Annotated in this window: 22 protein-coding genes, 1 pseudogene and 1 riboswitch; of the genes and pseudogenes, 18 read left to right on the top strand and 5 right to left on the bottom strand. The window is 72.1% G+C overall.

Annotated elements, in window-relative coordinates:
* Nucleotides 1-9: 9 nt before the first annotated feature.
* From ACZ7L6_RS41725 to ACZ7L6_RS41710, 4 genes are read left to right on the top strand one after another with little or no spacing between them, the layout of a single operon-like run.
* A complete protein-coding gene (locus ACZ7L6_RS41725; RefSeq protein ID WP_471933469.1) occupies nucleotides 10-780 on the top strand; it encodes an isopentenyl transferase family protein in 771 nt (256 codons plus the stop codon).
* Complete coding sequence (locus tag ACZ7L6_RS41720; RefSeq protein ID WP_471933467.1) at nucleotides 777-2,105, top strand: FAD-binding protein; 1,329 nt, start codon at nucleotides 777-779, stop codon at nucleotides 2,103-2,105. Before ACZ7L6_RS41725 ends, ACZ7L6_RS41720 begins: the two co-directional genes overlap by 4 nt.
* Entirely contained in the window at nucleotides 2,102-3,616 is a 1,515-nt protein-coding gene (locus tag ACZ7L6_RS41715; protein ID WP_471933465.1) for a TIGR00730 family Rossman fold protein, read from the top strand. The genes ACZ7L6_RS41720 and ACZ7L6_RS41715 overlap by 4 nt, the downstream gene beginning before the upstream one ends.
* Nucleotides 3,617-3,644: 28 nt before the next feature.
* Nucleotides 3,645-5,399 carry an ABC transporter ATP-binding protein gene (locus ACZ7L6_RS41710; protein WP_471933463.1) on the top strand — a complete coding sequence of 585 codons (1,755 nt, stop codon included), beginning with the start codon at nucleotides 3,645-3,647 and terminating at the stop codon, nucleotides 5,397-5,399.
* A gap of 7 nt (nucleotides 5,400-5,406) precedes the next feature.
* On the opposite strand, the gene ACZ7L6_RS41705 is transcribed toward ACZ7L6_RS41710, so the two are convergent.
* A complete protein-coding gene (locus ACZ7L6_RS41705) occupies nucleotides 5,407-6,252 on the bottom strand; it encodes a (2Fe-2S)-binding protein (protein ID WP_471933461.1) in 846 nt (281 codons plus the stop codon).
* 208 nt (nucleotides 6,253-6,460) lie between these two features.
* On the opposite strand from ACZ7L6_RS41705, the gene ACZ7L6_RS41700 reads away from it, so the two are divergent.
* From ACZ7L6_RS41700 to ACZ7L6_RS41660, 9 genes are all read left to right on the top strand, one after another.
* Nucleotides 6,461-7,453 carry a FecCD family ABC transporter permease gene (locus ACZ7L6_RS41700; RefSeq protein WP_471933459.1) on the top strand — a complete coding sequence of 331 codons (993 nt, stop codon included), beginning with the start codon at nucleotides 6,461-6,463 and terminating at the stop codon, nucleotides 7,451-7,453.
* A complete protein-coding gene (locus tag ACZ7L6_RS41695) occupies nucleotides 7,450-8,499 on the top strand; it encodes a FecCD family ABC transporter permease (protein WP_471933457.1) in 1,050 nt (349 codons plus the stop codon). Before ACZ7L6_RS41700 ends, ACZ7L6_RS41695 begins: the two co-directional genes overlap by 4 nt.
* Before the next feature lie 170 nt (nucleotides 8,500-8,669).
* Nucleotides 8,670-9,488: an ABC transporter ATP-binding protein gene (locus tag ACZ7L6_RS41690; protein ID WP_471933555.1), complete on the top strand. Its 819-nt coding sequence runs from the start codon at nucleotides 8,670-8,672 to the stop codon at nucleotides 9,486-9,488.
* Between the two features lie 28 nt (nucleotides 9,489-9,516).
* Entirely contained in the window at nucleotides 9,517-10,536 is a 1,020-nt protein-coding gene (locus ACZ7L6_RS41685) for an ABC transporter substrate-binding protein (protein ID WP_471933455.1), read from the top strand.
* Between the two features lie 109 nt (nucleotides 10,537-10,645).
* Nucleotides 10,646-11,821, top strand: coding sequence for an ATP-grasp domain-containing protein (locus ACZ7L6_RS41680; protein ID WP_471933453.1), 1,176 nt, complete (start codon nucleotides 10,646-10,648; stop codon nucleotides 11,819-11,821).
* Complete coding sequence (locus ACZ7L6_RS41675; protein ID WP_471933451.1) at nucleotides 11,818-13,494, top strand: IucA/IucC family protein; 1,677 nt, start codon at nucleotides 11,818-11,820, stop codon at nucleotides 13,492-13,494. Before ACZ7L6_RS41680 ends, ACZ7L6_RS41675 begins: the two co-directional genes overlap by 4 nt.
* Nucleotides 13,491-14,687, top strand: a complete 1,197-nt coding sequence (locus ACZ7L6_RS41670) for an MFS transporter (protein ID WP_471933449.1) — start codon at nucleotides 13,491-13,493, stop codon at nucleotides 14,685-14,687. Before ACZ7L6_RS41675 ends, ACZ7L6_RS41670 begins: the two co-directional genes overlap by 4 nt.
* The gene (locus ACZ7L6_RS41665; protein ID WP_471933447.1) at nucleotides 14,687-16,507 is read left to right on the top strand and encodes an IucA/IucC family protein; all 1,821 of its coding nucleotides are present in this window, start codon (nucleotides 14,687-14,689) and stop codon (nucleotides 16,505-16,507) included. Before ACZ7L6_RS41670 ends, ACZ7L6_RS41665 begins: the two co-directional genes overlap by 1 nt.
* A complete protein-coding gene (locus tag ACZ7L6_RS41660) occupies nucleotides 16,504-17,715 on the top strand; it encodes a type III PLP-dependent enzyme (protein WP_471933445.1) in 1,212 nt (403 codons plus the stop codon). Before ACZ7L6_RS41665 ends, ACZ7L6_RS41660 begins: the two co-directional genes overlap by 4 nt.
* 91 nt (nucleotides 17,716-17,806) lie before the next feature.
* Here ACZ7L6_RS41660 and ACZ7L6_RS41655 read toward each other — a convergent pair whose 3' ends face one another.
* Nucleotides 17,807-18,073, bottom strand: coding sequence for a hypothetical protein (locus ACZ7L6_RS41655; protein ID WP_471933443.1), 267 nt, complete (start codon nucleotides 18,071-18,073; stop codon nucleotides 17,807-17,809).
* Between the two features lie 168 nt (nucleotides 18,074-18,241).
* On the opposite strand from ACZ7L6_RS41655, the gene ACZ7L6_RS41650 reads away from it, so the two are divergent.
* Nucleotides 18,242-18,607 (top strand): nuclear transport factor 2 family protein, encoded by a 366-nt coding sequence (locus ACZ7L6_RS41650; protein ID WP_471933441.1) that lies wholly within the window; start codon nucleotides 18,242-18,244, stop codon nucleotides 18,605-18,607.
* A 54-nt stretch (nucleotides 18,608-18,661) separates the two neighbouring features.
* Here the strand turns inward: ACZ7L6_RS41650 and ACZ7L6_RS41645 are convergent, their stop codons facing one another.
* Nucleotides 18,662-19,834 carry an alanine--tRNA ligase-related protein gene (locus ACZ7L6_RS41645; protein ID WP_471933553.1) on the bottom strand — a complete coding sequence of 391 codons (1,173 nt, stop codon included), beginning with the start codon at nucleotides 19,832-19,834 and terminating at the stop codon, nucleotides 18,662-18,664.
* Between the two features lie 322 nt (nucleotides 19,835-20,156).
* Between ACZ7L6_RS41645 and ACZ7L6_RS41640 the strand changes: the two genes are divergently transcribed.
* The 3 genes from ACZ7L6_RS41640 to ACZ7L6_RS41630 all read left to right on the top strand — a co-directional run bounded on the left by ACZ7L6_RS41640 (nucleotide 20,157) and on the right by ACZ7L6_RS41630 (nucleotide 22,613).
* Complete coding sequence (locus ACZ7L6_RS41640) at nucleotides 20,157-21,227, top strand: YihY/virulence factor BrkB family protein (protein ID WP_471933439.1); 1,071 nt, start codon at nucleotides 20,157-20,159, stop codon at nucleotides 21,225-21,227.
* 103 nt (nucleotides 21,228-21,330) lie between these two features.
* Nucleotides 21,331-21,597 carry a DUF4235 domain-containing protein gene (locus ACZ7L6_RS41635; protein ID WP_471933437.1) on the top strand — a complete coding sequence of 89 codons (267 nt, stop codon included), beginning with the start codon at nucleotides 21,331-21,333 and terminating at the stop codon, nucleotides 21,595-21,597.
* 65 nt (nucleotides 21,598-21,662) lie between these two features.
* A riboswitch (ZMP/ZTP riboswitch) is annotated at nucleotides 21,663-21,746 on the top strand.
* An 18-nt stretch (nucleotides 21,747-21,764) separates the two neighbouring features.
* Nucleotides 21,765-22,613 carry a bifunctional 5,10-methylenetetrahydrofolate dehydrogenase/5,10-methenyltetrahydrofolate cyclohydrolase gene (locus ACZ7L6_RS41630; RefSeq protein WP_471933435.1) on the top strand — a complete coding sequence of 283 codons (849 nt, stop codon included), beginning with the start codon at nucleotides 21,765-21,767 and terminating at the stop codon, nucleotides 22,611-22,613.
* Between the two features lie 12 nt (nucleotides 22,614-22,625).
* Here the strand turns inward: ACZ7L6_RS41630 and ACZ7L6_RS41625 are convergent, their stop codons facing one another.
* Nucleotides 22,626-23,645, bottom strand: coding sequence for a CU044_5270 family protein (locus tag ACZ7L6_RS41625; protein ID WP_471933433.1), 1,020 nt, complete (start codon nucleotides 23,643-23,645; stop codon nucleotides 22,626-22,628).
* Nucleotides 23,638-24,171: an RNA polymerase sigma factor gene (locus ACZ7L6_RS41620; protein ID WP_471933431.1), complete on the bottom strand. Its 534-nt coding sequence runs from the start codon at nucleotides 24,169-24,171 to the stop codon at nucleotides 23,638-23,640. The genes ACZ7L6_RS41625 and ACZ7L6_RS41620 overlap by 8 nt, the downstream gene beginning before the upstream one ends.
* Before the next feature lie 105 nt (nucleotides 24,172-24,276).
* On the opposite strand from ACZ7L6_RS41620, the pseudogene ACZ7L6_RS41615 reads away from it, so the two are divergent.
* Nucleotides 24,277-24,458: pseudogene (locus ACZ7L6_RS41615) on the top strand (aa3-type cytochrome oxidase subunit I); the annotation flags it as partial.

Raw genomic sequence — 24,458 nt, 5'->3', positions numbered from 1 at the left:
AGTCCCGCCATGGCCGAAAATGCAACACCTTCCGTGGCCCGTCCGTGCGTCCATCTGATCGCGGGGCCGACCGGGGTCGGCAAGAGCGCGGCGGCCACCGAACTGGCCCGGGCGACGGGCGCTCCGATCGTCGTCGCGGACCGCCTGCAGTGCTTCACCGACCTGGCCACCACCAGCGCCCGCGCAGGGGCCGACGTCCCGGGCGTGGGCCGGCACTGGCTCGGCGACCGGACGTTCGCCGACGGCGACCTGTCCGCGGCCGAGGCGACGGACGCGCTGGTCGCGCTGGTGGAGCGGCTCGCCCGGACGCACCCGCTCGTGATCGTCGAGGGCGGTTCCATCTCGCTGCTGCGGGAGCTGTGCGACCGCCGGTCCACCCTGGCCTGGCAGCTGACGGTCCGTCTCCTGCCGCTGCCCGCGCGCGACGAGTACCTGGCGGCCCTGACCCGCCGGGCGCACGAGATGCTGACCCCCGGCGCCTGCGGTCCCGGCCTCCTCCAGGAACTGGCCGCGCTGTGGCGCGATCCCCGTCGAAGGCTGCTCGCGGCCTCGGTCAACGGGTTCGAGGCCGTCCTCGAATGCTGCGCCAAATATTCACTCGACGTGGCGGACATCGACAAACAGGACATCCCTCGGCCCGTCCTCAACCGCATCGCCGCGCTCATCGCCGAACGGCACGCGGAGCACGGTTTTCTCCAGTACCGCGTGTTCACCGAAATTTTCGAAAGTCCGGTAACGGGATCCGAGTTCGGCCTCGGCACGCTGGAGCGTGTGGCATGAACGGAACTCCGGACGTGAAGGAAGTGGCCGTCGATTTCGGTCACATCATCGGCTCCTCGCCGCTCGGCGTCGTCACCGCGCCGTCCGCCGCCGCCGTACAGGAACTCCTCTGCTTCGCCGGTCCGCACGGGCTGCCGGTCTCCGCCCGCGGCGGCGGACAGGCACTGTACGGGCAGGGACAGGCGCACGGCGGCTACGTCGTCGACATGGCCGCACTCAATAAGGTGCGCTGCGCTCCGGGCGAGCGGACGCTGACCGCCGGGGCGGGCGCCTCGTGGCGGGATGTCGTACGGGCCGCGCTCGCCGAAGGTCTCACGCCCCCGGTGCTGCCCGACCACCTCGGCGGCAGTGTCGGCGGTGTGCTGAGCACCGGCGGCTTCGGCGGCTCCAGCCACCGGTACGGGCTCGTCGCCGACCGGGTGCGCGAGGTGGAGGTCGTCACGGGCACCGGCGAGCATCTGACCTGCTCACCCGACCGCCGTCCGGACCTCTTCCGTGCCGTTCTGGCGGGACTGGGCCAGTGCGCGCTGATCGTCGGCGCCACGCTCGCCCTCGTGCCCGCCCCGACGCATGTGCGCCGCTACCGCCTCTACTACGACTCCCCCGACACCTACGTCACCGACCAGCGGCGGCTGGCCCGCGACGCCCGCTTCAGCCATGTCACGGGGCAGGCGCGACCGGCGCTCGGCGGCGGCTGGCAGTACATGATCGAAGCGGTGGCACCGCATGCCGCCCCACCGTGCCCCGGCCGGCCGCCGGCCGACGACGAGCTGCTGGTCGGCGACCTGGACCACGACCGCGACACCGAGGAGATCGCGGACCTGTCGTACGCCGAGTACCTGCACCGCCTCGACCGCGACGAGCGTCTCCTGCGCGCCACGGGCGAGTGGCACCGCCCGCACCCGTGGCTCACCCTGCTGCTCCCGGAGCAAGCCGTGACCTCCTTCGTCCCGGCCCTCCTGGCCGAGGACGCCCAGCGAGGCCTGCGTACCTGCGGGACGGTCCAGCTGCGCCCGTTGACCGGCCGGGCCCTGCACGCGCCGCTGATGCCCAGGCCCGCGGGCGAACTCCTGTGCCTGCTGTCCCTGATGCGCACGGCACCACCCGACCGGCCCGTCGTCGTACGACATCTGGTGGCGGCCAACCGGGCACTGTACGAGCGGGCCAGGACCGTCGGCGGAGTCCTCCATCCGGTCGCGGCACTGCCCATGACGCCCGAGGACTGGCGTTCCCACTTCGGCCCGGTCTGGCCGGAACTCGTCCGAGCCAAGGACAGGTACGACCCGCACCACATCCTGACCAGGGGGTACGGGCTGTGGGCGTGACGAGGGTCACCGTCTTCTGCGGGTCCTCCCCCGGCAGCCGGCCGGGCCATGTGCGGATCGCCGCCGACCTCGGCCGTGCGCTGGCCGGAGCAGGTCTGCGACTGGTCTACGGCGGTGCCCGCATCGGTCTGATGGGGGCCGTCGCGGACGCGGCTCTGGCCGCCGGGGGCTCGGTCACCGGAGTGGTGCCGAGCCGCATGCTGCCGTACGAGATCACGCACACCGGGCTCACCGAGCTGGAGGTGGTCGCGGACATCCACCAACGCAAGGCGCGCATGGCCGCGTCGTGTGACGCCTTCGTGGCGCTGCCGGGGGGCCTGGGCACGGCCGAGGAGCTTCTGGAGGTGCTGTCGTGGGCCCAGTTGCGGATCCACGGCAAGCCGTGTCTGCTCCTCGACCCGTTCGGTTTCTACCGTCCTTTGCTGTCGTTCCTGGAGCACGCGCGGGACGAGGGCTTTCTCCATCCGGGGGATCTGGAGCGGATCGTCGTGTGTGAGTCGGCCGAGGAGGTGGTCTCCCACCTGGCGGGCACGGCTCCCGCTGCCCCACGCACGCCGGCCGTGGTGCGGATGCCGACGGGCCGGACCGCCTTCCTGTTCTCGGCGGCCGGGTCCCAGCAGCCCGGCATGGGGCGTGAACTCCATGGCGCCGCCCCCGTGTTCGCCGAAGCCCTGGACGAAGTGTGTTCGCTCCTCGACCCTTACCTCGACCTCCCGCTGCGGGAGGTGATGTTCGCGCCGGCCGGGACGCCCACGGCCGCGCTGCTCGACCGCATCGTGTACGGCTATCCGGCGATCTTCGCGCTGCAGGTCGCGCAGTACCGGCTGCTGGAGAGCCAGGGACTCGAACCGGACGTGCTGTTCGGGTACTCGGCCGGGCACATGGCGGCCGCGCATGCGGCGGGGGTCTTCTCGCTGGCGGACGCCTGCCACGCGGTCGGCACGCTCTCCCACCTCATGGGAAAGATGCCGGAGGGGGGACGCATGGCTGCCGTGGAGGCCGCCCCCGAGGAACTGTGCCTGGGGCCGACGGCGGTGATCGCTGCGGTCAACGGACCCCGGTCGGTGGTGGTGTCGGGGGACCGTGCGACGGTGACCGAGGTCTGCGCGCAGTGGTCGGCCCGCGGTCGCCGCACTCATCTGCTGCGTGCCGACGTGGCGCCCCACTCCCCCTCCTTCGACCCGCTGTTGGCCGACTACCGCCGCGAACTGGAGACACTGGACCTGCGTGCCCCGCGCATCCCGCTGATCTCCGACACCACCGCCGGGCCGGTGGGCCACGAGGCCGCCGGGCCGGACCACTGGGTGCGGGCGCTGCGCGATCCCGTCCGCTTCATGGACGCGGTGGCCCGCATGCGGCGCGACGGGACGACCGCGTTCGTCGAGCTGGGGCCGGGTGAGGTCCTGACCGGCATGCTCGACGACTGCCTGCCGCACGGAGCCGATCGGCCGATCGTGTTGTCCGTCGCCCGTAACTGGCGCGCCCCGCACGGACGGGCCGACGTAGCCTGAGTGCTCCGACCGACTCCGAAGGAGCGCCGTGAGCACTGACCGGACGCCGACCGACCAGCCCGCGTGGCGGCTGCTCCTCGGATACGTACGGCCACATCGGTGGGCCCTGTTGGCGGGGGCCGTGCTGTCGCTGGTCACGGGGGCCACCGGGCTCCTCCTTCCGCTGGTGGCGCGGGAGCTGATCGACGACCTGTCCCACGACCGGGCCATCACCGGCGCGCTGCTGCTCATGTCCGGGCTGGTCGTGGCCAACGCGGCGGTGGGCGCGCTGGGTTCGTACGTGCTGCGGCGCACCGCCGAGTCTGTGGTGCTCGGCGCGCGGCGTGCCCTGTCGTCGTATCTGCTGCGACTGCGCATCACCGCGGTGGACCGCAGCGAGCCGGGCGATCTGATGGCCCGCATCACCTCGGACACGACGCTGCTGCGCGAGGTCACGACCGACTCGCTGGTGGGCCTCGGCACGGGCGGGCTCACGCTGCTGGCGACGGTGGTGATGATGGGACTGGTGGATCCGGTGCTGCTGTCGGTGACGCTCGCCGTGGTCCTGGGCGCCGGCACGGTCCTCGGCGTGATCGTGCCGCGCATCAACCGGGCCAGCCGGCAGGCGCAGGACGCGGTCGGCGTGATGGGGGCCTCGCTGGAGCGGATCCTCGGCGCGCTGCGCACGGTGAAGGCGTCCGGCGCCGAGCACCGGGAGGAGCGGACGCTGCACGAGGCGGCCGAGGAGTCGTGGCGGCAGAGCGTGCGGGCCGCCAAGTGGTCGGCGGCGGCGGGCAACACGGCCGGGCTCGCCATGCAGATCGCCTTCATCACGGTGCTCGCGGTGGGCGGGGCACGGGTGGCGACGGGAGCGATCGCCATCGGCACGCTGGTCGCGTTCCTGCTCTACGTCTTCTATCTGATGTCGCCGATCCAGCAGGTCGTCGGCGCGATCACGCAGTACCAGACGGGCGCGGCGGCCCTCGCCCGGATCCAGGAGGCGCTGCGGCTGCCCGCCGAACCGGCCGCCGCCCCCGCGCCGTTGCCCACGGCCGGGGCGCAGCCCGCCGCGCTGGCCTTCGAGGACGTGCGCTTCCGCTATGCCGACGATCTGCCGTACGTCCACCACGGGGTGACGTTCGCCGTGCCCGCGCAGGGCATGACGGCGTTCGTCGGACCGTCGGGTGCGGGCAAGACCACCGTCTTCTCCCTCATCGAGCGGTTCTACGACCCCGAGGCCGGGACCATCACGCTCGACGGACGGGACCTTGCGGACTGGGAGCTGCCCCGGCTGCGGTCCGCCATCGGCTATGTGGAGCAGGACGCCCCGGTCCTGTCGGGTTCGCTGCGGGACAATCTGCTGCTGGGCAACCCCGACGCGGACGACGACGCGCTCACCCGGGTGCTGAAGACGACGCGCCTCGACGCTCTGGTCGCACGGCTGCCCGGCGGTCTGGACACGCTCGTCGGCCACCGGGGCACCAAGCTGTCCGGCGGGGAGCGGCAGCGCGTCGCCATCGCCCGCGCCCTGCTGCGCCGCCCCCGTCTGCTGCTCCTGGACGAGGCCACCTCGCAGTTGGACGCGGTGAACGAGGCGGCGCTGCGCGACACCGTCGCCGACGTCGCCCGCACGACCACGGTTCTGGTCGTCGCGCACCGGCTGTCGACGGTGACGATGGCAGACCGGATCGTGGTGATGGACGCGGGCCGGGTGCGCGCGGTGGGGACGCATCGGGAACTCGTCGCGGAGGATCCGCTCTACGCCGAGCTGGCGGCGACGCAGTTCCTGGCGACCGCCGAGTGAGCCATTCTCAGCTCTGCAGTCGGCGCAGCCGTTCCGCGTCGCAGGTGCGGGGACAGGTGGCACACGCCTCGTCGGGACGGATCGTGTAGTACATGCAGCAGCCGCTGCGGGTGCGGGTCGGGTGCCGGTGACCGTCGTCGGTCGTCAGGTGCCGGAAGTCGGCGCCGGCCGGGTACGGGGCCAGGCTCTTCGGCAGCAGTTCGCCGGCCGCGCGCACGGCGTCGTCCTCACGGCCGAGCGTGCGGCCGAGGTACCAGATGCCGGAGACCAGGTCGTCGGCGACCATGCCCCACAGGGCGCGTGAGCCACGCCGTGCGATGGGACCGACAGCGGTCAGCAGCGGCTCCAGGTGCTCGGCGACGGCGCCCCTCAACTCGGAGCGCAGCGCTTCTTCATGAGGGGCCGTCAGCACACCCGGCAGCACCTCCAGGGGGTCGCCGGGCAGGCAGGTGAGATCGGTTCCGGGAACGAGCGTGAACTCGGCCGTGGCGAGGTCCAGCCACAGGTCCTCGGGCCGGATCCGGGGCACCCGGCGCTCCAGATACCAGACCCCGCTCATCAAGAGCGAGACGGACCAGGCGTAGTCGTGCAGTGCGCGGGAGGCGGCCACGTCACGGCGCGGCACCGTCCCGTGGCGCTGCTGGATGCGTGCCGCTTCGGCGTCGACGAAGGCGTCCAGCACGGACTCGTCCTTCGTCAGTTCCGCCGCGGTCACGCCTGCTCGGGTCACCTCGGCGCCGGGCTCCGCGACGCGCACGGACAGGACTTCACACATGTCCGTCAGGCTCCGGTAGACGCCACCGAGCGTGCGCGCGACGGCGCCGACCGGCGGGATCTTCAGGGCCACGGGCATGAGCGCTCCAGTGCAAGATTCAACGGAAGTCAGCCAGGTTAGGCTTACCTTACATTCATGATCACATGAAAACGGCGAGGTGAGGCAAGGTGCGGAGATCATCTATTGCACATGTCACAGCGAGCCCACAGCAGTTGAAATATAAAGCAAGCCTAACCTAATCTCACCGCTTGTGACTGCGACCCAACAGGGTGCACCCCCCACAGGTGTGCCCTTCCGTGCCCTGAGGCACATACCGCTCTTCCTCACCGGCACCGCCGCCCTCGCCCTGTGCACCGCCCTGAGCCTCGCCCTGGGCGCCCGTTCGGTGCCTCTGCCCACGGTGGCCGACGCCCTGTTCGGCAACGCCCACGGACGGGACGCGCTCGTGGTGACCGGCCTGCGGCTGCCCCGCACCGTCATCGGGCTCGCCGTCGGAGCAGCGCTCGGGGTCGCGGGGGCCGTCGCGCAGGGCATCACCCGCAATCCGCTCGCCTCGCCGACGACACTCGGCATCAACGCGGGCGCCGGTTTCGCGGTCGTCGTCGCCATCTTCGCGCTGAAGCTCAACAGCCCCGCCCAGTACGTGTGGTTCGCGTTCGCGGGCGCGGCCGGCGCAGCCCTCTTCGCGCAGGCGCTGGCCCGGCGCGCGGGGGACATCGACGCCGTACGGCTGGCACTTGGCGGCACCGTCCTCCAACTCGTGCTGCTGTCCTGGACGTCGGCGGTGATGCTGATGAACCAGCGCACGCTGGACGAGGCCCGCTTCTGGCTGGCCGGGTCGCTGTCCGGGCGCACTCTCGAGGTGCTGTGGCCGGTGCTGCCGACCCTGCTGCTCGGCCTCGTTCTCGCCCTGGCGGTCTCCCCCGCCCTCAACGCCCTTGCCCTGGGCGACGATTCAGCGCAGGCCCTCGGCGTTCCGGTGGCCCGGATCCGGCTGGCGGGCGGTGTCGCGGTCGTGCTGCTCGCCGGTTCGGCGGTGGCGGTGGCCGGCCCGGTCGCCTTCATCGGGCTCGCCGCGCCCCATCTCGTACGGCCGCTGCTCGGCGGCGACCACCGGCTGCTGGTGCCCGGCTGCCTCATCGCCGGTCCCCTGCTGCTGCTCGCGGCCGATGTGCTCGGCCGGCTGGTGATCCGCCCCTCGGAGCTGGAGGTCGGCATCGTGACCGCGTTCCTGGGCGCGCCGCTGCTGGCGTTGCTGGCGCGGAGGGTGGCCCGATGAGCGCCGCGGTCGTCTCCGTGCGGACGAGGTCCACGTCCCGTGCCCGCGTCCGGCGCCGCGTCCTGCTGTACGCCGCGACCGGTCTGGCCCTGCTGTTCGTGCTGCTCACCGTGTCCCTGACGACGGGTGAGATGCCGATGCCCGCCGGTACCGCCCTGCGCGCGCTGATCGGCCTCGGGGATGCGGGCGACGTGCTGGTGGTGCAGCAGTTCCGGGCGCCCCGGTCGGTGGCGGCGATCGTCGCCGGGGCCGGGCTGGGCGCGGCCGGCCGCGTGCTGCAGCGGCTGTTCCGCAATCCGCTGGCCTCCCCGGACGTCATGGGCATCACGGGCGGCGCGTCGCTCGGCGCGGTGGCGTTGATCGCCGCCGGGGCCTCGCAGGCGCTGATCCCGGTCGGGGCCCTCGGCGGCGGGCTGCTCGCGGCGCTGCTGCTGGGCGTGTTCGCCTGGCGTTCGGGCCTCGCGGTCACCCGGCTGGTGCTCACCGGGCTCGCCGTGCAGGCCGGTCTCGCCGCCGCCGTGAACCTGATGATCGTGCGCTTCCCCGCCGAGCTCGCCGGCTCCGCGCTGCAGTGGATCACCGGCTCGGTGTACGGGCGGACCTGGGCGGAGGTGTGGGGCTCGGGCGGCGCCATGGTGCTCGCGCTCGCCGTCGCACTGGCGATGAACCGTCAGCTGGCCGTGCTCGACCTCGGTGACGACTCGGCGGGCGCGCTCGGTCTGCGCACCTCCCGCGCACGGCTTCAACTCCTCTTCGTCGCCGTGGCGTTGGCGTCCCTGGCGGCTGCACTGGCCGGTCCGGTGACGTTCGTGGCGCTCGCCGTACCGCACATCGTGCGGTTCGTCACCGGGCCGCCGACCGCCGCGTCGCTGGCGTTGGCCGGGCTCACCGGGGCGGTGCTGCTGCTCGCCTCCGACCTGGTCGTGCAGCATCTGCTGCCGATCGAGGGGCTGCCGGTCGGCGCGGTCACCGCGACGCTGGGCGCGCCCTGGCTGCTGGTGCTGATGCTGCGGCAGAGCTCGCCGGTGCCAAGGAGCAACGGATGACCGAGCGCTCCGCTGGAGGAGCCGCGTTGTGCCGTCATTTGTCTGCGGCGCCGTCGTGGCTGGTCGCGCAGTTCCCCGCGCCCCTTCAGGGCGCTGCCGAACCGCAGTCCACCTCGTCCGACCTGCTTACCACCCCGCACAAACACTCCACCGGCCCCCAGGAGCCGCACATGACCCCCACCGCCAACCAGCTCACCACCCAGGGTCTAGACCTGCGCTACGGCGACCGGCTCGTGGTCGGCGGGCTCGATCTGACGCTGCCGGGTGGCGCCGTCACGGCCATCGTCGGGCCCAACGCCTGTGGGAAGTCGACCCTGTTGAGAGGACTGAGCCGACTCCTCGCCCCGGCCGCCGGCACCGTCACGCTCGACGGCGCCGACATCCACCGGATGTCCGCCCGGACGCTGGCCCGCCGTATGGGACTGCTTCCGCAGCAGCCGGTCACCCCGGAGGCGATCACCGTCGAAGCGCTCGTACGCCTCGGCCGGTACCCCCATCAGCGGCTGCTCAGCCCCTGGTCCGCCGCCGACCAGAAGGCGGTGGACGAGGCTCTGGAGCGGACCGGCACCACGGCTCTGCGCGACCATCCCGTGGACCGGCTCTCCGGCGGTCAGCGGCAACGCGCCTGGATCGCGCTGGCGTTGGCGCAGGACACGGAGCTGCTGCTGCTCGACGAGCCCACCACCTTCCTCGACCTGCGGCACCAGCTCGACGTCCTCGATCTGGTCGCCGCCCTGCACGCCGAGGCGGGCCGCACCGTGGTGATGGTGCTGCACGACCTCGGACAGGCCGCCCGCTACGCGGACCACATGGTGGTCCTCAAGGACGGCCGCCTCGCCGCCGCCGGCGCCCCGGCCGACATCCTCGACGCGGAGCTGGTCAAGTCCGTGTTCGACGTGGACTGCCGGGTGATCCCCGACCCCGAGACCGGCACCCCGCTGGTCATCCCCAGGAGCAGCGCGGTGCGGCACACCGCCGCGACCGCCTGATCAGTCCCCACTCACAGAAAGACCCCCCATGCTCAAGCGATCTCCCCTGCCCGGAATCGGCCGGCTCATCGCCCTGCTGCTCGCCGTCGTCCTCGGCACGGCCGTCCTGGCCGCGTGCGGCAGCGAGGACTCCGCCAACGACAGCGACACCGCCAGGGCCGCGGGCGACAGCTCCGCCTTCCCCCGCACCCTCAAGACGGTGATGGGCGACGTGAAGATCCCGTCCCAGCCGAAGCGGGTCGTCGTGCTCGACACCGGTGAGCTGGACGACGTCACCCTGCTCGGCATCGACCCGGTCGGCGCGGTCGCCCCGCACTTCAAGACCGAGGGCGGCTTCCCGACGTACCTGGACGGCGAGTTGAAGAACACCGTCGACGTCGGCCCGCTCCTGGAGCCGAACCTGGAGAAGATCGCCTCGCTCAAGCCTGATCTGATCCTGTCCTCCAAGGTCCGGCACGAGAAGGTCTACGACAAGCTCAGCGCCATCGCTCCCACCGTGTTCACCGAGACCACCGGCGGTGTGTGGAAGGAGAACCTCAAGGTCCACGCCGAGGCACTGGGTCTGGAGAAGGAGGCCGCGGACAAGCTGAAGGAGTACGAGACGCAGGCCAAGGCGCTCGGTGAGGCCATCAAGAAGAAGGACGGCAACGCCATGCCGACCGCGTCCGTGGTCCGCTTCATCGCCGGTCCGACCCGGCTGTACCAGTCCAACTCCTACAGCGGTGTCGTCCTGAACGACATCGGTCTGCAGCGCCCGAAGTCGCAGGTCTCCAGCGACCCCGAAGTCACGATGAAGGACGTCAGCCCCGAGGAGATCGACCAGGCCGACGCCGACCTGATCTTCGTCACCGCCGCCGACGCCGAGGACAAGACCCAGAAGAAGCAGGTCGTCTCCAACCCCGTCTGGAAGAGCCTCCCGGCGGTGAAGGACGGCAAGGTCTTCGAGGTCCCGGACGAGACCTGGATGTCCGGCATCGGCGTCCAGGCCGCCGAGGAGATGCTCAAGGACGTTGCCAAGGCCACCGGCGTGGAGCTCCCGGCGAAGTAACTGACGCTGTCTTTCGCAGGGCGGGCCGTGCCCGACGGCCGAACATCCGTGCCCGACCGGCCCGGCCCGCCCCCACCCCCCACCCGCTAGCGGAAGTTGTCCGTCTGCCATGCGCCTGTACCTGCTCGCCCTCAACCCGACCGACTCGGTCACCGAGGGCTTCCTGCCCGCCGCCGCTCGCCTCGGCCTGGACGTCACCGTCCTCACCGACCAGCCCGACGCCCACCGCCGCACCTACCCGGACATCGAGATCCTGGAGTGCGACGTCCGCGACTTCCGGGCCGTCGTCACCCGCATCTCCACGCACCACGCTCCCGGCGCCGTCTTCACCAACAGCGACCACCTCCAGACCCAGGCCGCCCTGGCCGCCGCCTACTTCAACCTCCCCGGCAAGGACTGGCGGGCCGCCCTGCGCTGCAAGGACAAGGCCGAGATGCGCCGCCGCCTCGCCGCGGCCGGCGTCGACACCGTGTGGTCCGCCGAGCTCACCGAACCGGTCGCGCCCGCCGACGCGCCGTACCCGTGCGTGATCAAGCCGCGCGAAGGCGTGGCCAGCGAGGACGTCGTCCTCGTCGACGGCCCGGAGGACCTGGTGACCCGCTCCAAGGAGATCCTGGAGCGCCGCCCGGGCACCGTCCTGGTCGTCGAGGAGTACCTCCCCGGAGCCCTGTTCACCCTGGAGACCCTCGGCGACGGGAACGTCCGCCATGTGCTGGGCGGCTTCCACACCGAGCTGTCGCCGCCGCCGTACTTCATCGAGGAACGCCTTACCTTCGTCCCCGCCCACCCCGAGCCGGTCGTCGAGCAGGTGCTGGCGCAACTGGACGCCCTGGGCGTCGGGTTCGGCGCCTGCCACACCGAGTTCGTGGTGCACGAGGGGCGGGCGCGGATCATCGAGGTCAACTACCGTGCCATCGGCGACCAGTGCGACCTGCTGCTGGCCCGCCTCCTGGACATACCGCTCTTCGAGCACATCCTGCGCACCCACCTGGGCGAGCCTCTCCCGGCCGACCTGGGCGCCTGCCGCGACGGCGCGGCCCGCCTGGAGTACCCGTGCGCCGACCGCGCCGGCACGCTGGTCGGCGCGCTCCCAGCGGCCGACGTGGACATCGACGGTGTGCATCTGACGTACCGTCCGCTGCGGGCGGTGGGCGAGCGCCACGAGCTGTACAGGACCAACCGGGACTACCTCGGGGTGCTGCGCGCCACCGGCCCCGACCAGGGTGCGGTGGACCGGGTGGTGGCCGAGTTCCTGGCCGCACGGCAGTGGGAGATCCAGCCGTGACCGCCGCCACGGTGAGGGAAACCTCCGAGGCGGAGCTGCTCACGCGGGTGCTCAGCGCCCTCCTGCGCGAGGACGTGGTCGGGCTGCGCACCCGCAGCACGATCGTCCCCGAGCAGGACGGTCCCTGGCTACGTCTCCCCACTGCGCAGGATGCCTTGCTGCTGCCGGTCGTCGAGGACGGCTTCCAGTGCGCGTACGCGGCCCGGTTGCCTCTCCTCGTGCGTGAGTCGGACGGCTCGGAGCTGACGTCGTGCGACACGGTGCTCGGCGTGCTGCGCGAGCTCGCCGATCCCGAGGACCGGGGCGGCTTCGACGCGTTCGCCGAGGAGTGCCGTCAGACGCTGGCGACCATGCGGCTGCACTCGGCGACACGGGCGGAGACGATGGCTCGGCTCACGGAGGGGACGGGCCTCGGGGGCAGCCTGACGTACGACGCGCTCGCCGCCCGCCACGACCACCCCGTCTACCCGACGGCACGCGTCCGCTCCGGGCTGACGGAGGAGCAACTGCGCGCGTACGCCCCGGAGTTCGGTCCGCGCTTCGCACTGCGCTGGCTCGCCGTGCGCCGGGACGAGGTCACCCTGGCGGGCAAACTGCCGGAGTTCTGGCCGACGCCCGACACGCTCGGCCTGCCAGACCTGCGGGACACGCATGTGACGCTTCCCGTCCATCCCCTGACCGTCGATGCCCTCACCGTCGACGCCCTGCCCGGCGGCACCGTACTGGCCGACCGCGCCTGCCTGGACGTCGTACCGACCCTCTCCATGCGGACGGTGGCCACGGTCGCCGATCCTTCCGTGCACCTCAAACTCCCGGTCGCCACCGCCACATTGGGCCTGCGCAACAAGCGGACGATCAAACCCGGAACGCTGGTCGACGGCGCGGTGGGCCAACGGCTGCTGGAAGCGGTGATCGCCCGCGAGCCCCGCTTCCAGGAGACGGTCCTGCACGCCGACGAGACGACGTACGCCCACGCCGGGCACGAGTTGCTGGCCGTCCTGTGCCGCCGCTACCCGGCCGGCCTCGACGACTGCACGGTGGTGCCGATGGCGGCGCTCCTGGCCGAGGCGCCGGACGGGCGCCGGGTGATCGACGGGCTCGCCGACCGCTACTACGGCGGTGACCCGCTGGCCCTGCTGGACGCGGTCCTCACCCTGCTGTTCGACTGGCAGAGCACCCTTTTCGGCTACGGCATCGCCCTGGAGTCGCACCAGCAGAACATCTCCCTGGTGTTGCGCCCCGGCAGTCTGCGGCTGCTGTTCAAGGACAACGACGGGCCGCGGATCAACACCGAGCGGCTCACCGCCGCCCTGCCCGGGCCGTGGGACTTCGACGACGCCCGGATCTTCGCCACGGACGACGGGCCGATCGCCGACGTGTTCGCGACGATCACCCTCCACCTGTGCGCGGGGGCATACGCATTCGGGCTCCCCGCGCACCGCCGAGCACTGCTGGACCTCGTGCGCCGGCGGCTGACCGAGGCGCTGGACCGGCTCGGCGGGGACGCGGCCGACGTGCTGCGCGCCCGCGTCCTGGACGCGCCGCGGCTGCCGGTGAAGGCGATGGTGACGGCCGGGACGCTGCTGTCCAAGGAACGCTCGGGCGCGGCCGACATCAACAAGCACTACACGACCGGCCCCAACTACCTGCTGCCCGGCGGTGGTCCGGCATGAGCGCACAGGCTCTGCGCATGCCGCGGTCCGGCTTCGGGCGCGGGCAGGTGCAGGCGGTGGCCGGGTGCTACTTCGTGGCGTCGTTCGCGGCGCTGGGGCTGCCGCCGTATCTCACCGAGATCCTGCCGGAGCTGGGCGACCGCCAGGCCCGCTGGGCGGGGGTGCTCTACGTCGTGCCGACCGTGTTCGGCGCGCTCGGCGCCCCGCTGTGGGGGCGGCTCGCGGACCGGTTCGGCCGTAAACGGCTGCTGCTGCGCGCCCAGTTGGGGCTCGCCGTGTCCTTCCTGCTCGCGGGCTGGGCGGACTCGCTGGCCGCCTTCACGGTGGCGCTGGTGCTGCAGGGCATCCTGGGCGGCACGTTCGCCGCGTCCAACGGATACCTGGGCGCCGCGCTGGAAGGCCCGGCGCTGTCCAAGGCACTCACCCTGATGCAAGGCAGCGCGCGAGCGGCCCTGGTAGTCGCGCCGATCGTGGTCGGTGCGCTGTCCGGCTGGCTCTCCCCGCACCGGCAGTACGCCCTGCTCGCCGTACTGCCGCTGACGGCCGCCCTGTTGCTCGCGGCGCTGCCCGAACCCGAGCCCGTCGAGCGACCGCAGAGCGAGCCGGAGACAGTGGACGTGGCGGCTCCGGCGGTCCCGCTGAAGGTGCTGTACACGCTGGAGTTCGCCTTCGTCTTCTCCACGGTCATCTCCTTCCCCTACCTGATCGCGCTCGTCGACGACCGGCTCCCGGGCACCTCACCGGCGCTGTCCGGTGTGCTCTTCGCCCTGCCCCACCTGGTCTATCTGGTGTCGGCGCTCGCGGTGCACGCCGCGTTCCGGGACCGTCCGCGGGCCGGGATCGCGCTCGGCTTCGCCTGTATCGCGCTCGGGCTGGCCGGGCACGGGGTCGCCGGTTCCCTGACCTCGCTCATCGCCGTACGACTGCTGCTGGGCGCGGGACTCACCCTCGGTCTGGTGTCCCTGTCGGTGCTGGCCGCCGACTGCGCCAGGGGCCGTGCGCCGGGCGGCATGTTCGGCTCGCTCGAGTTCTTCTCCAAGGCCGGCGCGGTCGCCGCCGGCGTGGCCGCGGCGGCGGGCAGTGCCCGCTTCGGACCGGCCGCACCCGTGCTGATCGGCGGCGCCGCTGCCGCCGTCACCGTCGTCGCGATCCTCCTCCCCACACCGAACCACCGCACCCGCCGGAGCCGCTGATGCCCTCCCTGACCGTCCCCCAGACTTCGTCCGGGGGTACCCCCATCTCGCTTCGCTCGCTCGGCAGCACCGCCGCCCCCGCGCACCTGCCCACCGCCGACGACGCCGTGGCCCACACCCTCCTCAACTGCCTGCTGCGCGAGGTCTCGGGCCCCGAGCACCAGACCGTGGTCACCGACGGCCACCTCCTGCTGCGTCTGCCCCGGCGCGGCGTCCTGCTGCGCGTCGCCCTGCGCCGTACCTCGCTGATCGGGGCGCACCGGTTCACCGGCCCGGTGAGCGAGCAGCGCGACGGCGACTGGACCGAGGTGGACTGGCGGCGCCTCGCCGAGTACACGCACGACGAGCTGTCGCTGCGGACAGGCGTGCGCAACGAGGAGTTCCTGGAGCAGATCGTCTCCAGCCACGAGGCCGTGGCGAGCACGCTGGCCGCCACCCGGACGGACGCGGCCCCGCACTCGGCCTCGGAGGACCGGCTCGCCCCTCTCCCGGCCTACCTCGCCTCCGAACAGTCCCTCCTCTTCGGCCACCGCTTCCACCCCACCCCCAAGGCACGCACCGGCGACCCGCGCGCCTGGTCCGCGTACGCCCCGGAGGCCGGGGCCTCCTTCCCGCTGCGGCACCTCGCCGTGCGCGCCGGCCTGATCGCCGAGGAGTACGCCGACGCCTCGGCCGTCGCCCCGCTCGACCGGCAGCGCACGGACGTCCCCGACGGATACCGGCTGCTGCCCGCCCATCCCTGGCAGTACGAGACGCTCCGCGAGCACCCGCTGCTCCGGGCGGCTTTGGACCGCGGCGACGTCATCGACCTGGGCCCGGGCGGGCAGCCGTTCGCGGCCACCGCGTCCGTGCGGACCCTGTACGACGGTGAGACGTTCCTGAAGTTCAGCCTGAACGTGCGGATCACCAACTGCCTGCGCAAGAACAGCAGTTACGAGCTGTCGGGCGCCGTTGCGCTCACCCGCGTCCTGGCCCCGGCCCTCGCCGACCTGGCCGACCGCTTCCCCGGCAGCGCGGTGCTGCGCGAGCCCGCCTACCGCACGCTGGCCCTGCCCGGCCCGGACGGTACGCCGGACCGCGCGTTGTTCGAGGGCTTCGGCGTCATCGTCCGGGAGGGCCTGCCGAAGCGGCTCGCGCCGGGCACCACTCCCCTGCTGGCGGCGGCGGTCGCCGACGAGTACCCGACCGGCGCCGCGCAGATCTCCAGGCTCCTCGACGGCGCCGACGAGCGGGCGGCCCTCGAGTGGTGGTCGGCCTATCTCGACCTCCTCCTCCCACCTGTCCTCGCCGCCTACTTCGACCACGGCCTGGTCCTGGAACCGCATCTGCAGAACGTCCTGATTTGCGTAGACGGCGACGGCAGGCCCGCCCAGGTCCTCTTCCGCGACCTGGAGGGCACCAAGCTGGTCCCCGACCACCACGCCGACACGCTCGCCGCGCTGCCGCCCGAGGTCGCGGGGCCCATGACGTACGACGCGCAGCGCGGCTGGGACCGCGTCGTCTACTGCCTGCTGGTCAACCACGTGGCCGAGCTGCTCGCCGCCCTCGCCGACCTGCATCCGGATGCGGAGGCCGCGCTGTGGGCACGGGTGCGCGCCACGCTCCAGTCGTACGCCGACCGGTTCGGCTGCCCGCCCCGTATGGCGGCCCTGCTCGCGGGTGTGCCGCTGCCCGCCAAGGCCAACCTGCTCACCCGCTGGGAGCGCAAGGCCGACCGCGAGGCCGGTTACGTCCGGCTGCCGTCCCCGCTCGCCGAGGACGTCCTGGGCGGCGCGACCGGAGCCCAGGGCCCGCGCGACACGACCGGAGGTGCCCGGTGACCGAGCCGACGCCCGCGGTCCGCGACCGCGCCCTGTCCCTGCCGTCCGCCGAACTGCCCGCGTACCTCTACGACTTGGCGGAACTTCGCGACCACGCCGCCGCCGTGCGACACGCTCTCCCCGAGCGGGTCGAGCTGTACTACGCCGCGAAGGCCAACCCGGAGCCGGAGGTCCTGGCCGCGCTCGCGCCGTACGTCGACGGGTACGAGGTCTCCTCCGGCGGCGAACTCGCCCACGTCGCCAAGGCGGTGCCGGGCCGCCCGCTCGCCTTCGGCGGTCCCGGCAAGACGCCGGACGAGGTGACGGCCGCGCTGGAGACGGGAGTCGAGCGCTTCCACGTGGAGAGCGGGTATGAGCTGCGCATGCTGGCCGAGTCGGCGCGGAGGTACGCGCCGGGTCGGCGGGTGGCGGTGCTGCCGCGGGTGAACCTGCCGGTGGCCGATGGCTCGTTGGCGGGCAGCTCGCTGGCGATGGGAGGGCGTCCGACGCCCTTCGGCATGGATCCGGCACGAGCCGCAGAGGTCGTGCGCGCCCTCACCGACGGGACGTATCCGCATCTCGAACTGCGCGGCGTCCACGCCCACTTGGCCAGCGGTCTGGAGGCGGCCGAGCAGGTCGCGGTGGCGGAGTCGATCGTGACCTGGGCGACAGGACTGGGCGTGCGCCTCGCCGAGGTGAACGTCGGCGGAGGCATGCACGTCGACTACGGCACCCCCGAGCGCCGCTTCGACTGGACGGCGTACGGCCGCGGGCTCGCCCGCCTGACCGAGCGGCACCCGGAGCTGACCTTGCGCATCGAGCCGGGCCGGGCGCTCACGGCGTACTGCGGCTGGTACGCCACCGAGGTGCTGGACGTGAAACACAGCCACGGCGAGGCGTTCGCCGTCGTGCGCGGCGGCACGCACCATCTGCGGACACCGGCGACGAAGGGCCACGACCAGCCCTGTTCCGTGCTGCCGGTCGACGCCTGGCCACACCCGTGGCCGCGGCCCACTGCCGAAGGCGAGCCGATCACCCTGGCCGGTCAGCTGTGCACGCCGAAGGACGTGCTGGCCCGCCGGGTGCCCGCGGCCGGGCTCAGGGCCGGGGACCGGGTGGTGTTCGCACTGGCCGGCGCCTATGCGTGGAACATCTCCCACCACGATTTCCTGATGCACCCGAGGCCGGGCTTCCACTTCCTGCCGGCACCGGCCGACACCGCTGGGTAGCCGACACCGCTGGGTAGAGGGCACGTAACTCACGGCACACACAAAGGGCCGCCCGGCATGTTCCGGGCGGCCCTTCCTGCGGGGCGGTGACCTAGCGCTGACCCAGGTGACCCAGCTGCGCCGGCTTCAGCTCGTTGAGGCGGTTGAGGTGGCCCAGCTGCTGCGAAACCCGCGGGACCCGGTGCTTCTGCTGCTCGGGGATGCCGGTCTGGGCGAGCGAGTCGAGGGTGGCGATCGGGTTCAGCTGCGGGCCGGCGTTCCGGGTGTCCGAGTGGTGCGCGTTCGCCAGCGGAGCGGCGAGGCCCGTCAGACCGGCGGCCAGGCCAACGGCGGCTGCGATACGTCGTGTTGAGATCATGCTTTCAGCAACGCGGGCGGCCCGCCACCGGACACGGGCGCCCTGCGGCTCTCACCCGTCAGGCCCAGCGCCGGTTGCGCTTGCCGAGTCCGGCGGGGCGGAGGAGGCTCTTCAGGAGAGGCCTCGCGGCCGTCCCTCGCCTCGCCGCGGGCCTTCGAGGAGGTCACCATGGGCACTGCCACAAGCCCGTCGTTCGACACCGAAACACTGCGCCGGGGCATAGAAGGACAGACCCCGGACACGCTTCTGTCGCTGTACGCGGACGACGCGGAGCTGCGCGTCGTGAACCGCAACGCCCAGCCCAGCCACCCCAGGGTGCTGCACGGCCGGGGCGAGATCGCCGAGATGCTCACCGATGTCTACAGCCGGGACATGACGCACAAGCTGGAGGGATGCGTCGTCCAGGGCAATCACGCGGCCTACTGCGAGTCCTGCGAGTACACGGACGGGGTGCGCGTCCTGTCCGAGTCGATGATCACGCTGCGGGACGGCAAGATCTCCCAGCAGATCATGATCGAGGCGTGGGACGAGTAGGAGGGAATCCTGAGGTCCGGGTCGCCTCGCGGCCGACCCGGACCTGCTCGGCCGTCAAGAGGTACGGAGCGTCGTGACGAGGTCGCGGGGCAGTCCGTGGGTGTCGTGGAGGTAGCGGTAGTCCTCGTCGCTCAGCGGGCCCTCGAACCGCGGCCTGCCCAGCACGCGGCGGCCTCGCTCCAGGAGCCTGCGAAAGCGCCGTTCCTCGTCCAGCAGCACCTCGCGGACCAGGTCTGTTCCGCGAGGTTGGCGGAAGTGGTCCAGCGTGTGCCCTACGACTTCCCCGGGCAGGTCGGACAGCGTGCGCGAGGGATCGTCGCGCCACAGCGTGGTGAGGACGCGGCGGATCAGCCGACGCAGGACATAGCCGCGTCCCGTGGGGGACGGCCGTACGCCGTCTCCGATGACGACGATGCCGGACCGCAGGTGATCGCAGACGAGCCGGGTCGACGTCCCGTCCAGGTTCCACAGGGGCGGCAGGAGCCGCATCCAGGGTTCGAACAGGTCGCTGTCGTAGACGGAGTCGTGGCCCTGGAGGACGGTCACGAGCCGCTCCATGCCCATTCCCGTGTCGACACTGGGCCGCTGGAGGGGCTGGAGGCTGCCGTCCTCGTGCCGGCGGTAGCGCATGCTCACGTGGTTCCAGACCTCGACCCACCGTGGGTCGGTGGTGGGGCTGCCCTGGGGTGGGGTGCCGGGGCCGCCGGTCCAGACGAAGATCTCCGAGTCGGGTCCGCACAGTCCGACGGGGTCGTGGGACCACCAGTTCTCGTCGCGGGTGGACTCCACGGGCAGCCCCAACTCCCGCCAGATGCCCACCGATTCACTGTCCGGGCCGACCTGGCCGTCGCCGCCGAAGACGGTGACGTACATCAGCTCCGGCGGGATGCCGAACCCGTCGCACAGCAGCTCGTAGCCCCAACGCAGGCTCTGTGAATGCCCGTAGTCGCCCAGAGACCACGAGCCGAGCATCTCGAACACCGTGAGATGGGTCCGGTCGCCGACCTCGTCGAGGTCGGTGGTGCGCAGACAGCGCTGGACGCTGGTCAGGCGCGGTCCGCGTGGATGGGGGCGGCCTTCCAGGTAGGGGGTGAGCGGGTGCATGCCGGAGGTGGTGAACAGCACCCGGTCGGAGGGCGGCGGCAGGAGGGTGCCGCCGGTGAGGAGCTCGTGTCCGCGCTCGCGGAAGAAGTCGGTGAAGGTGCGGACGATCCGGTCGGTCGTCATGGTCGTGTTCGTGGTCGTGTTCATCGCGGTGTTCCTTCGGGTCAGGGGGACCGGAAAGAGCCGCGGAAGAGGGTGCGACCAGGGGGAAGGCACACACCGGCGGTCCGTTTCCGGCCGCCGGGGAGGGGTGGGATCAGGCGTCGGCAGCCGAGGAGCTGGTCGCTCGCGCGGCTGCGGTGTGGGTGTGCCTGATGACCTTCATGGAGTCGACGCTAACAGTCCGTACCGGGGGTGTCCCGGGATTTCCCGGCAGCAGCTGACCGGCGATCGGCTACTCGTGCATCTCGCGCGTGAGCGGCGCAGGGCCGGATACCCGGGGACCATGACTCGACTTCTCAAGTCCAGGCACAAGGATCACGGGGCGCGGCGCAGTCCGCCTCCGGAGTCGGCCTCCGAGGCCTCGCAGGAGCGGTTCGGTCCGGATCCGCAGGTGGAGCAGCGGGCCCCCGACACGCCTACCGACCTGCCCAAACGGTCGTGGTGGGAGGCGCTGAAGGGCACGCTGCGGGAGTTCAAGGACGACGAGCTGACCGATCGCGCGGCGGCCCTGACCTACTACGGCGTGCTGTCGCTCTTCCCGGCCCTGCTGGTGCTGGTGTCCTTGCTCGGGCTGGCCGGCAAGTCGGCCACCGACGAGGTCCTGGACAACATCAAGCAGCTCTCGCCGGGCGAGGCCCGGGACATCCTCACGCGCGCGGTCGAGCAGCTGCAGGGCAACGGCGGTCTCGGCTCCCTCATGGCCATCGTCGGTCTGGCCCTGGCGGTGTGGTCGGCCTCCGGCTATGTCGCGGCCTTCATCCGCACCTCCAACGCCGTCTACGACATGCCCGAGGGCCGCCCGGTGTGGAAGGTCCTCCCGGTGCGGCTCGGTGTGACCGTCACGCTCATGGTGCTGGCCGTGATCAGCGCGCTGATCGTCGTCTTCAGCGGCGAGGTGGCCCGCCAGGTCGGCAACTCACTGGGCCTCGGCGACACGGCCCTGACCGTCTGGGCCATCGCCAAGTGGCCGCTCCTGGCCGTCCTGGTCACCACCATGATCGCGATCCTGTACTGGGCGACCCCGAACGCCAGGATCCGCGGCTTCCGGTGGATCACCCCGGGCAGCTTCCTGGCCCTGGTGATCTGGATGATCGCCTCCGCGGGCTTCGCGCTCTACGTCGCCAACTTCGCCTCGTACAACAAGACCTACGGCACCATGGCAGGCGTCATCGTCTTCCTGATCTGGCTGTGGGTCGGCAATCTGGCCATCCTGCTCGGCCTGGAGTTCGACGCGGAGGCGGCACGGCAGCGCGCGATCGCCGGCGGGCACCCGCCCGACGAGGAGCCCTACGTCACCCCCCGCGACACCCGCACCTGGGACGAACAGGACCGGCGCCGGCTGCGTGGCCCATGACGGCGCCGCGCGGTACGGGAGGGCGGCGCCCGGGTACCCGGCACGAGCCCGGTTCCCGGGAAACGGACCGACCTCGGTCAGCGGACCGCACAGGAGCCCACCGATGAAGACTTCCAAGATCGCCTACAAGCCCGTGGGCCTCGCCCTCGGCGCCGTCAGCGGCGTGCTGGCCGGCGCGGCCTTCAAGCAGACCTGGAAGATGCTCGGCCACGAGCAGGACGCTCCGGACGCCACCGACGAGGAACGCGACTGGCGGGAGGTCCTGACGGCCGCGACCCTGCAGGGCGCCATCTTCGCGGGCGTCAAGGCCGCCGTGGACCGCGCGGGAGCCACCGCCACCCGCCGCCTGACGGGCACCTGGCCCGGCTGAGAGCGCCGGGCGTACACGGCCCGCAGCCCGGAGGACCGTGCCTGGCACCGCCTCCGCTAGGGTGAGTCGTGGGCCGTGACTGGCGCTGAGGTGGAGCACCACCGGGGAGCGGCCTCGCAGAGTCGATGCCGTGCGCCTGGGCGAACCGATCAGCCCAGGAGTGGATCATGACTCAGGCACGGCTCATGGAGGGCACCGCCCTCGCCAGGCGCATCGTCGAGGAGAGCGCCAAGCGCGCTGCCGACATCACCGAGCGCACCGGCACGGCCCCCTGCCTCGCGACCGTACTGGTCGGCGAGGACCCCGCATCCGTGACGTACGTCCGTATGAAGCAGAACCGGTGCCGCGCGGCAGGCATCACCTCGCGCCACGTGCCGCTGCCCGCCGACACCACCACCGAGCAACTCGTGGGCACCCTCCACGACTTGTCCGCCGATGCCGGCGTGCACGGCATCCTGCTCCAGCACCCGATGGGCCCGCACGTCGACGAGCGGGCCGCGTTCGAGGCCATCGCGCCGGAGAAGGACGTCGACGGCGTCACCTTCGCCTCCTTCGCGGCGATGAGCTTCGGACTGCCGGGATTCGTCTCCTGCACGCCCGGCGGCATCATGCGCCTCCTCGACGAGTACGGCGTCGACCCGGTCGGCAGGCGTGCCGTGGTCGTCGGCCGCAGCGCGATCCTCGGCAAGCCGGCGGGCATGCTGCTGCTCGCCCGCGACGCGACGGTGACGTACTGCCATTCCCGTACGACGGATCTGTCGGCGGCCGTCCGGGAGGCGGACATCGTCGTCGCGGCCGTGGGGCGACCGCGGCTGATCCGGGGGCAGGACATCAAGCCCGGCGCCGTGGTGATCGACGCCGGGTACAACCCCGGGAACGTCGGCGACGTCGACTTCGACTCCGCCGTGGAGCGTGCCTCGCTCATCACCCCGGTGCCGGGCGGCGTGGGTCCGATGACGATCGCCACGCTGCTGGAGCAGACGGTGGACGCGGCGGCCCGGCAACTCGGGGTGTGAGCCTGCGGGAGGTCAGCGCATCCAGGCGCTGTACTCCATGACGTCCCCCGCCTGCACGCCGTACTCGGGCTGGTCCCTGGTGAACGTGGTCTCCAGGCCGAGGACCGTCCCGGTGGCGGGGTCCAGGATCAGCATGCGGCGGGTGACGGAGGCGTCGTACACGTACGCCTGCCCGCGCCTGCCCAGCCGGTCCGTCACCTGGCCGACGGGCCGCAACAAGTCGGCGTCCGCCAGGAGTCCCGCCAGCGCGGCGGTCTCGCGGGCGCCGAGGGTCCAGTGGTCGAGCAGGATCTTCGTGGCGTCGAGGAGTTCGGCGGTGTTCAGCGGCTTGCTGTGGTCCGACAGGTAGGGGCGCTCCGCTTCTTCCAGGTAGTCGTGCAGCCGTACGGCGTCGTGCGGCGGCCGGGACTCGGGCGGGGCGTCGCTCCAACTCGGCGGATAGGTCCGCCTGCTGATGACGTGCCCGTCCTCGACCAGGCGCGGCCGGCCGTCCGTCTCCCGCAGGACCGGCCGCCCCGGATGGCGCGGGTCGGTCGCCACCACGAGTTCCGTGTGGCTGTCGTCGGCGTTCCAGCGCACGATGCGTTCCTCGGGGAGGGTGATCGGCGGCTTGTCGTCGCTCATGCCGAGGCTCCACGACTGCACGTGGGTGCCTTTGCGCAGGACGGGCGAGCCGTCGGCCGCGGCCACTCGGGCACGCTCGGCCATCGTCCGCAGGGACACCGGGGTGGAGTCGGCCTGCACGACGAGCGGGCGGGGCGCGGCGAGGGCGGGTGCGGTGGTCTGGCCGGTGAACAGCAGTGCCGACACGAGCGCGGCGACCACGGCCGTGGCCGCGAGGCCCCATGCCAGTCGGGTACGGCGGCGGGGCCGATCGGCGGCGGGGAGTCGCCGATCAGGGCCGGCCGGGCGGTCGTTCAGCAGCCGGTCGAGGCCGCGCTCGGCGGTGTGGTCCAGCGGTCCGTCGCCGAAGTGGGGACCGTCGGCCGGCACCGGGTTGGCGCGGCGCAGGAGTTCGAGTTCGTCAGCCATGGCCGTGTTCCTTCGATGCGGTCGCTGGGCTCATACGGTCGATCTCCGCTCTGAGTCGGCGGCGCGCCCGGTGCAGCCGCATCGCCGCGGCCCGGCTGCCGCAGCCGAGGACGACGGCGATCTCGTCGATGCCGAGCTCCTCCCACGCCGTCAGGCGCAGCACCTCCTGGTCCGCCGGGGAGAGCCGGGCGAGCGCCTCGTGCACCCAGGCACCCGGTGACTCGGCGTCGGGACCGGCCTCGACGTGCCGGCCGTGCGCCGTGTCGTCGTTGCCGAGCCGGTCGACCAGCCGTCGGCGGCGCCCGTAGCCGCGTACCGCGTTCGCCAGGCAGTTGCGTGCCACGCCGTACAGCCAGGGCAGCGGGGCGGCCGGGAGGTCGTCCCGGCGCCGCCAGGCGACGGTGAACACCTCCGCCACCACTTCCTCGACCTCACTCATGCGCCCGTCCAGTCGCCGCGCGACATAGCGGCTGACCGCCCAGTAGTGCTCGCGATAGGCAGCGGCGAAGATCTCGTCGTTGCTCATGTTCCGTTCGTGTCCGGCACCCGCCGCATCGTCACACCCGTTTCCGTGATTCTTGTCGCGTCCTGCGAGTGTGACGTCCGGTCGAGGGGCGGACACAGGCGGGGCGTGAAGAGGATCAGAGACATCAGGAGCGTCCGAGTCGTCCAGTGGCTGACCACCACGGATCACAAGACGATCGGAACGCTCTATTTGGTCACGTCGTTCGCGTTCTTCGTGATCGGTGGCGTGATGGCGCTGCTGATGCGTGCCGAGCTGGCCCGTCCGGGCCTGCAGATCATGTCGAACGA

This window comes from Streptomyces sp. NPDC107522 (assembly GCF_055657525.1).
This window is presented reverse-complemented; position numbering and strand designations above follow the sequence as displayed.

What these genes read in the sequence shown, in the direction of transcription:
- ACZ7L6_RS41725 (WP_471933469.1), top strand. Translation starts at nt 10, where the DNA reads ATGGCCGAAAATGCAACACCTTCCGTGGCCCGTCCGTGCGTCCATCTG.
- ACZ7L6_RS41720 (WP_471933467.1), top strand. Translation starts at nt 777, where the DNA reads ATGAACGGAACTCCGGACGTGAAGGAAGTGGCCGTCGATTTCGGTCAC.
- ACZ7L6_RS41705 (WP_471933461.1), bottom strand. Translation starts at nt 6,252, where the DNA reads ATGCCCGTGGCCCTGAAGATCCCGCCGGTCGGCGCCGTCGCGCGCACG.
- ACZ7L6_RS41695 (WP_471933457.1), top strand. Translation starts at nt 7,450, where the DNA reads ATGAGCGCCGCGGTCGTCTCCGTGCGGACGAGGTCCACGTCCCGTGCC.
- ACZ7L6_RS41690 (WP_471933555.1), top strand. Translation starts at nt 8,670, where the DNA reads ATGACCCCCACCGCCAACCAGCTCACCACCCAGGGTCTAGACCTGCGC.
- ACZ7L6_RS41685 (WP_471933455.1), top strand. Translation starts at nt 9,517, where the DNA reads ATGCTCAAGCGATCTCCCCTGCCCGGAATCGGCCGGCTCATCGCCCTG.
- ACZ7L6_RS41680 (WP_471933453.1), top strand. Translation starts at nt 10,646, where the DNA reads ATGCGCCTGTACCTGCTCGCCCTCAACCCGACCGACTCGGTCACCGAG.
- ACZ7L6_RS41670 (WP_471933449.1), top strand. Translation starts at nt 13,491, where the DNA reads ATGAGCGCACAGGCTCTGCGCATGCCGCGGTCCGGCTTCGGGCGCGGG.
- ACZ7L6_RS41665 (WP_471933447.1), top strand. Translation starts at nt 14,687, where the DNA reads ATGCCCTCCCTGACCGTCCCCCAGACTTCGTCCGGGGGTACCCCCATC.
- ACZ7L6_RS41655 (WP_471933443.1), bottom strand. Translation starts at nt 18,073, where the DNA reads ATGATCTCAACACGACGTATCGCAGCCGCCGTTGGCCTGGCCGCCGGT.
- ACZ7L6_RS41650 (WP_471933441.1), top strand. Translation starts at nt 18,242, where the DNA reads ATGGGCACTGCCACAAGCCCGTCGTTCGACACCGAAACACTGCGCCGG.
- ACZ7L6_RS41645 (WP_471933553.1), bottom strand. Translation starts at nt 19,834, where the DNA reads ATGACGACCGACCGGATCGTCCGCACCTTCACCGACTTCTTCCGCGAG.
- ACZ7L6_RS41640 (WP_471933439.1), top strand. Translation starts at nt 20,157, where the DNA reads ATGACTCGACTTCTCAAGTCCAGGCACAAGGATCACGGGGCGCGGCGC.
- ACZ7L6_RS41635 (WP_471933437.1), top strand. Translation starts at nt 21,331, where the DNA reads ATGAAGACTTCCAAGATCGCCTACAAGCCCGTGGGCCTCGCCCTCGGC.
- ACZ7L6_RS41630 (WP_471933435.1), top strand. Translation starts at nt 21,765, where the DNA reads ATGACTCAGGCACGGCTCATGGAGGGCACCGCCCTCGCCAGGCGCATC.
- ACZ7L6_RS41625 (WP_471933433.1), bottom strand. Translation starts at nt 23,645, where the DNA reads ATGGCTGACGAACTCGAACTCCTGCGCCGCGCCAACCCGGTGCCGGCC.
- ACZ7L6_RS41620 (WP_471933431.1), bottom strand. Translation starts at nt 24,171, where the DNA reads ATGAGCAACGACGAGATCTTCGCCGCTGCCTATCGCGAGCACTACTGG.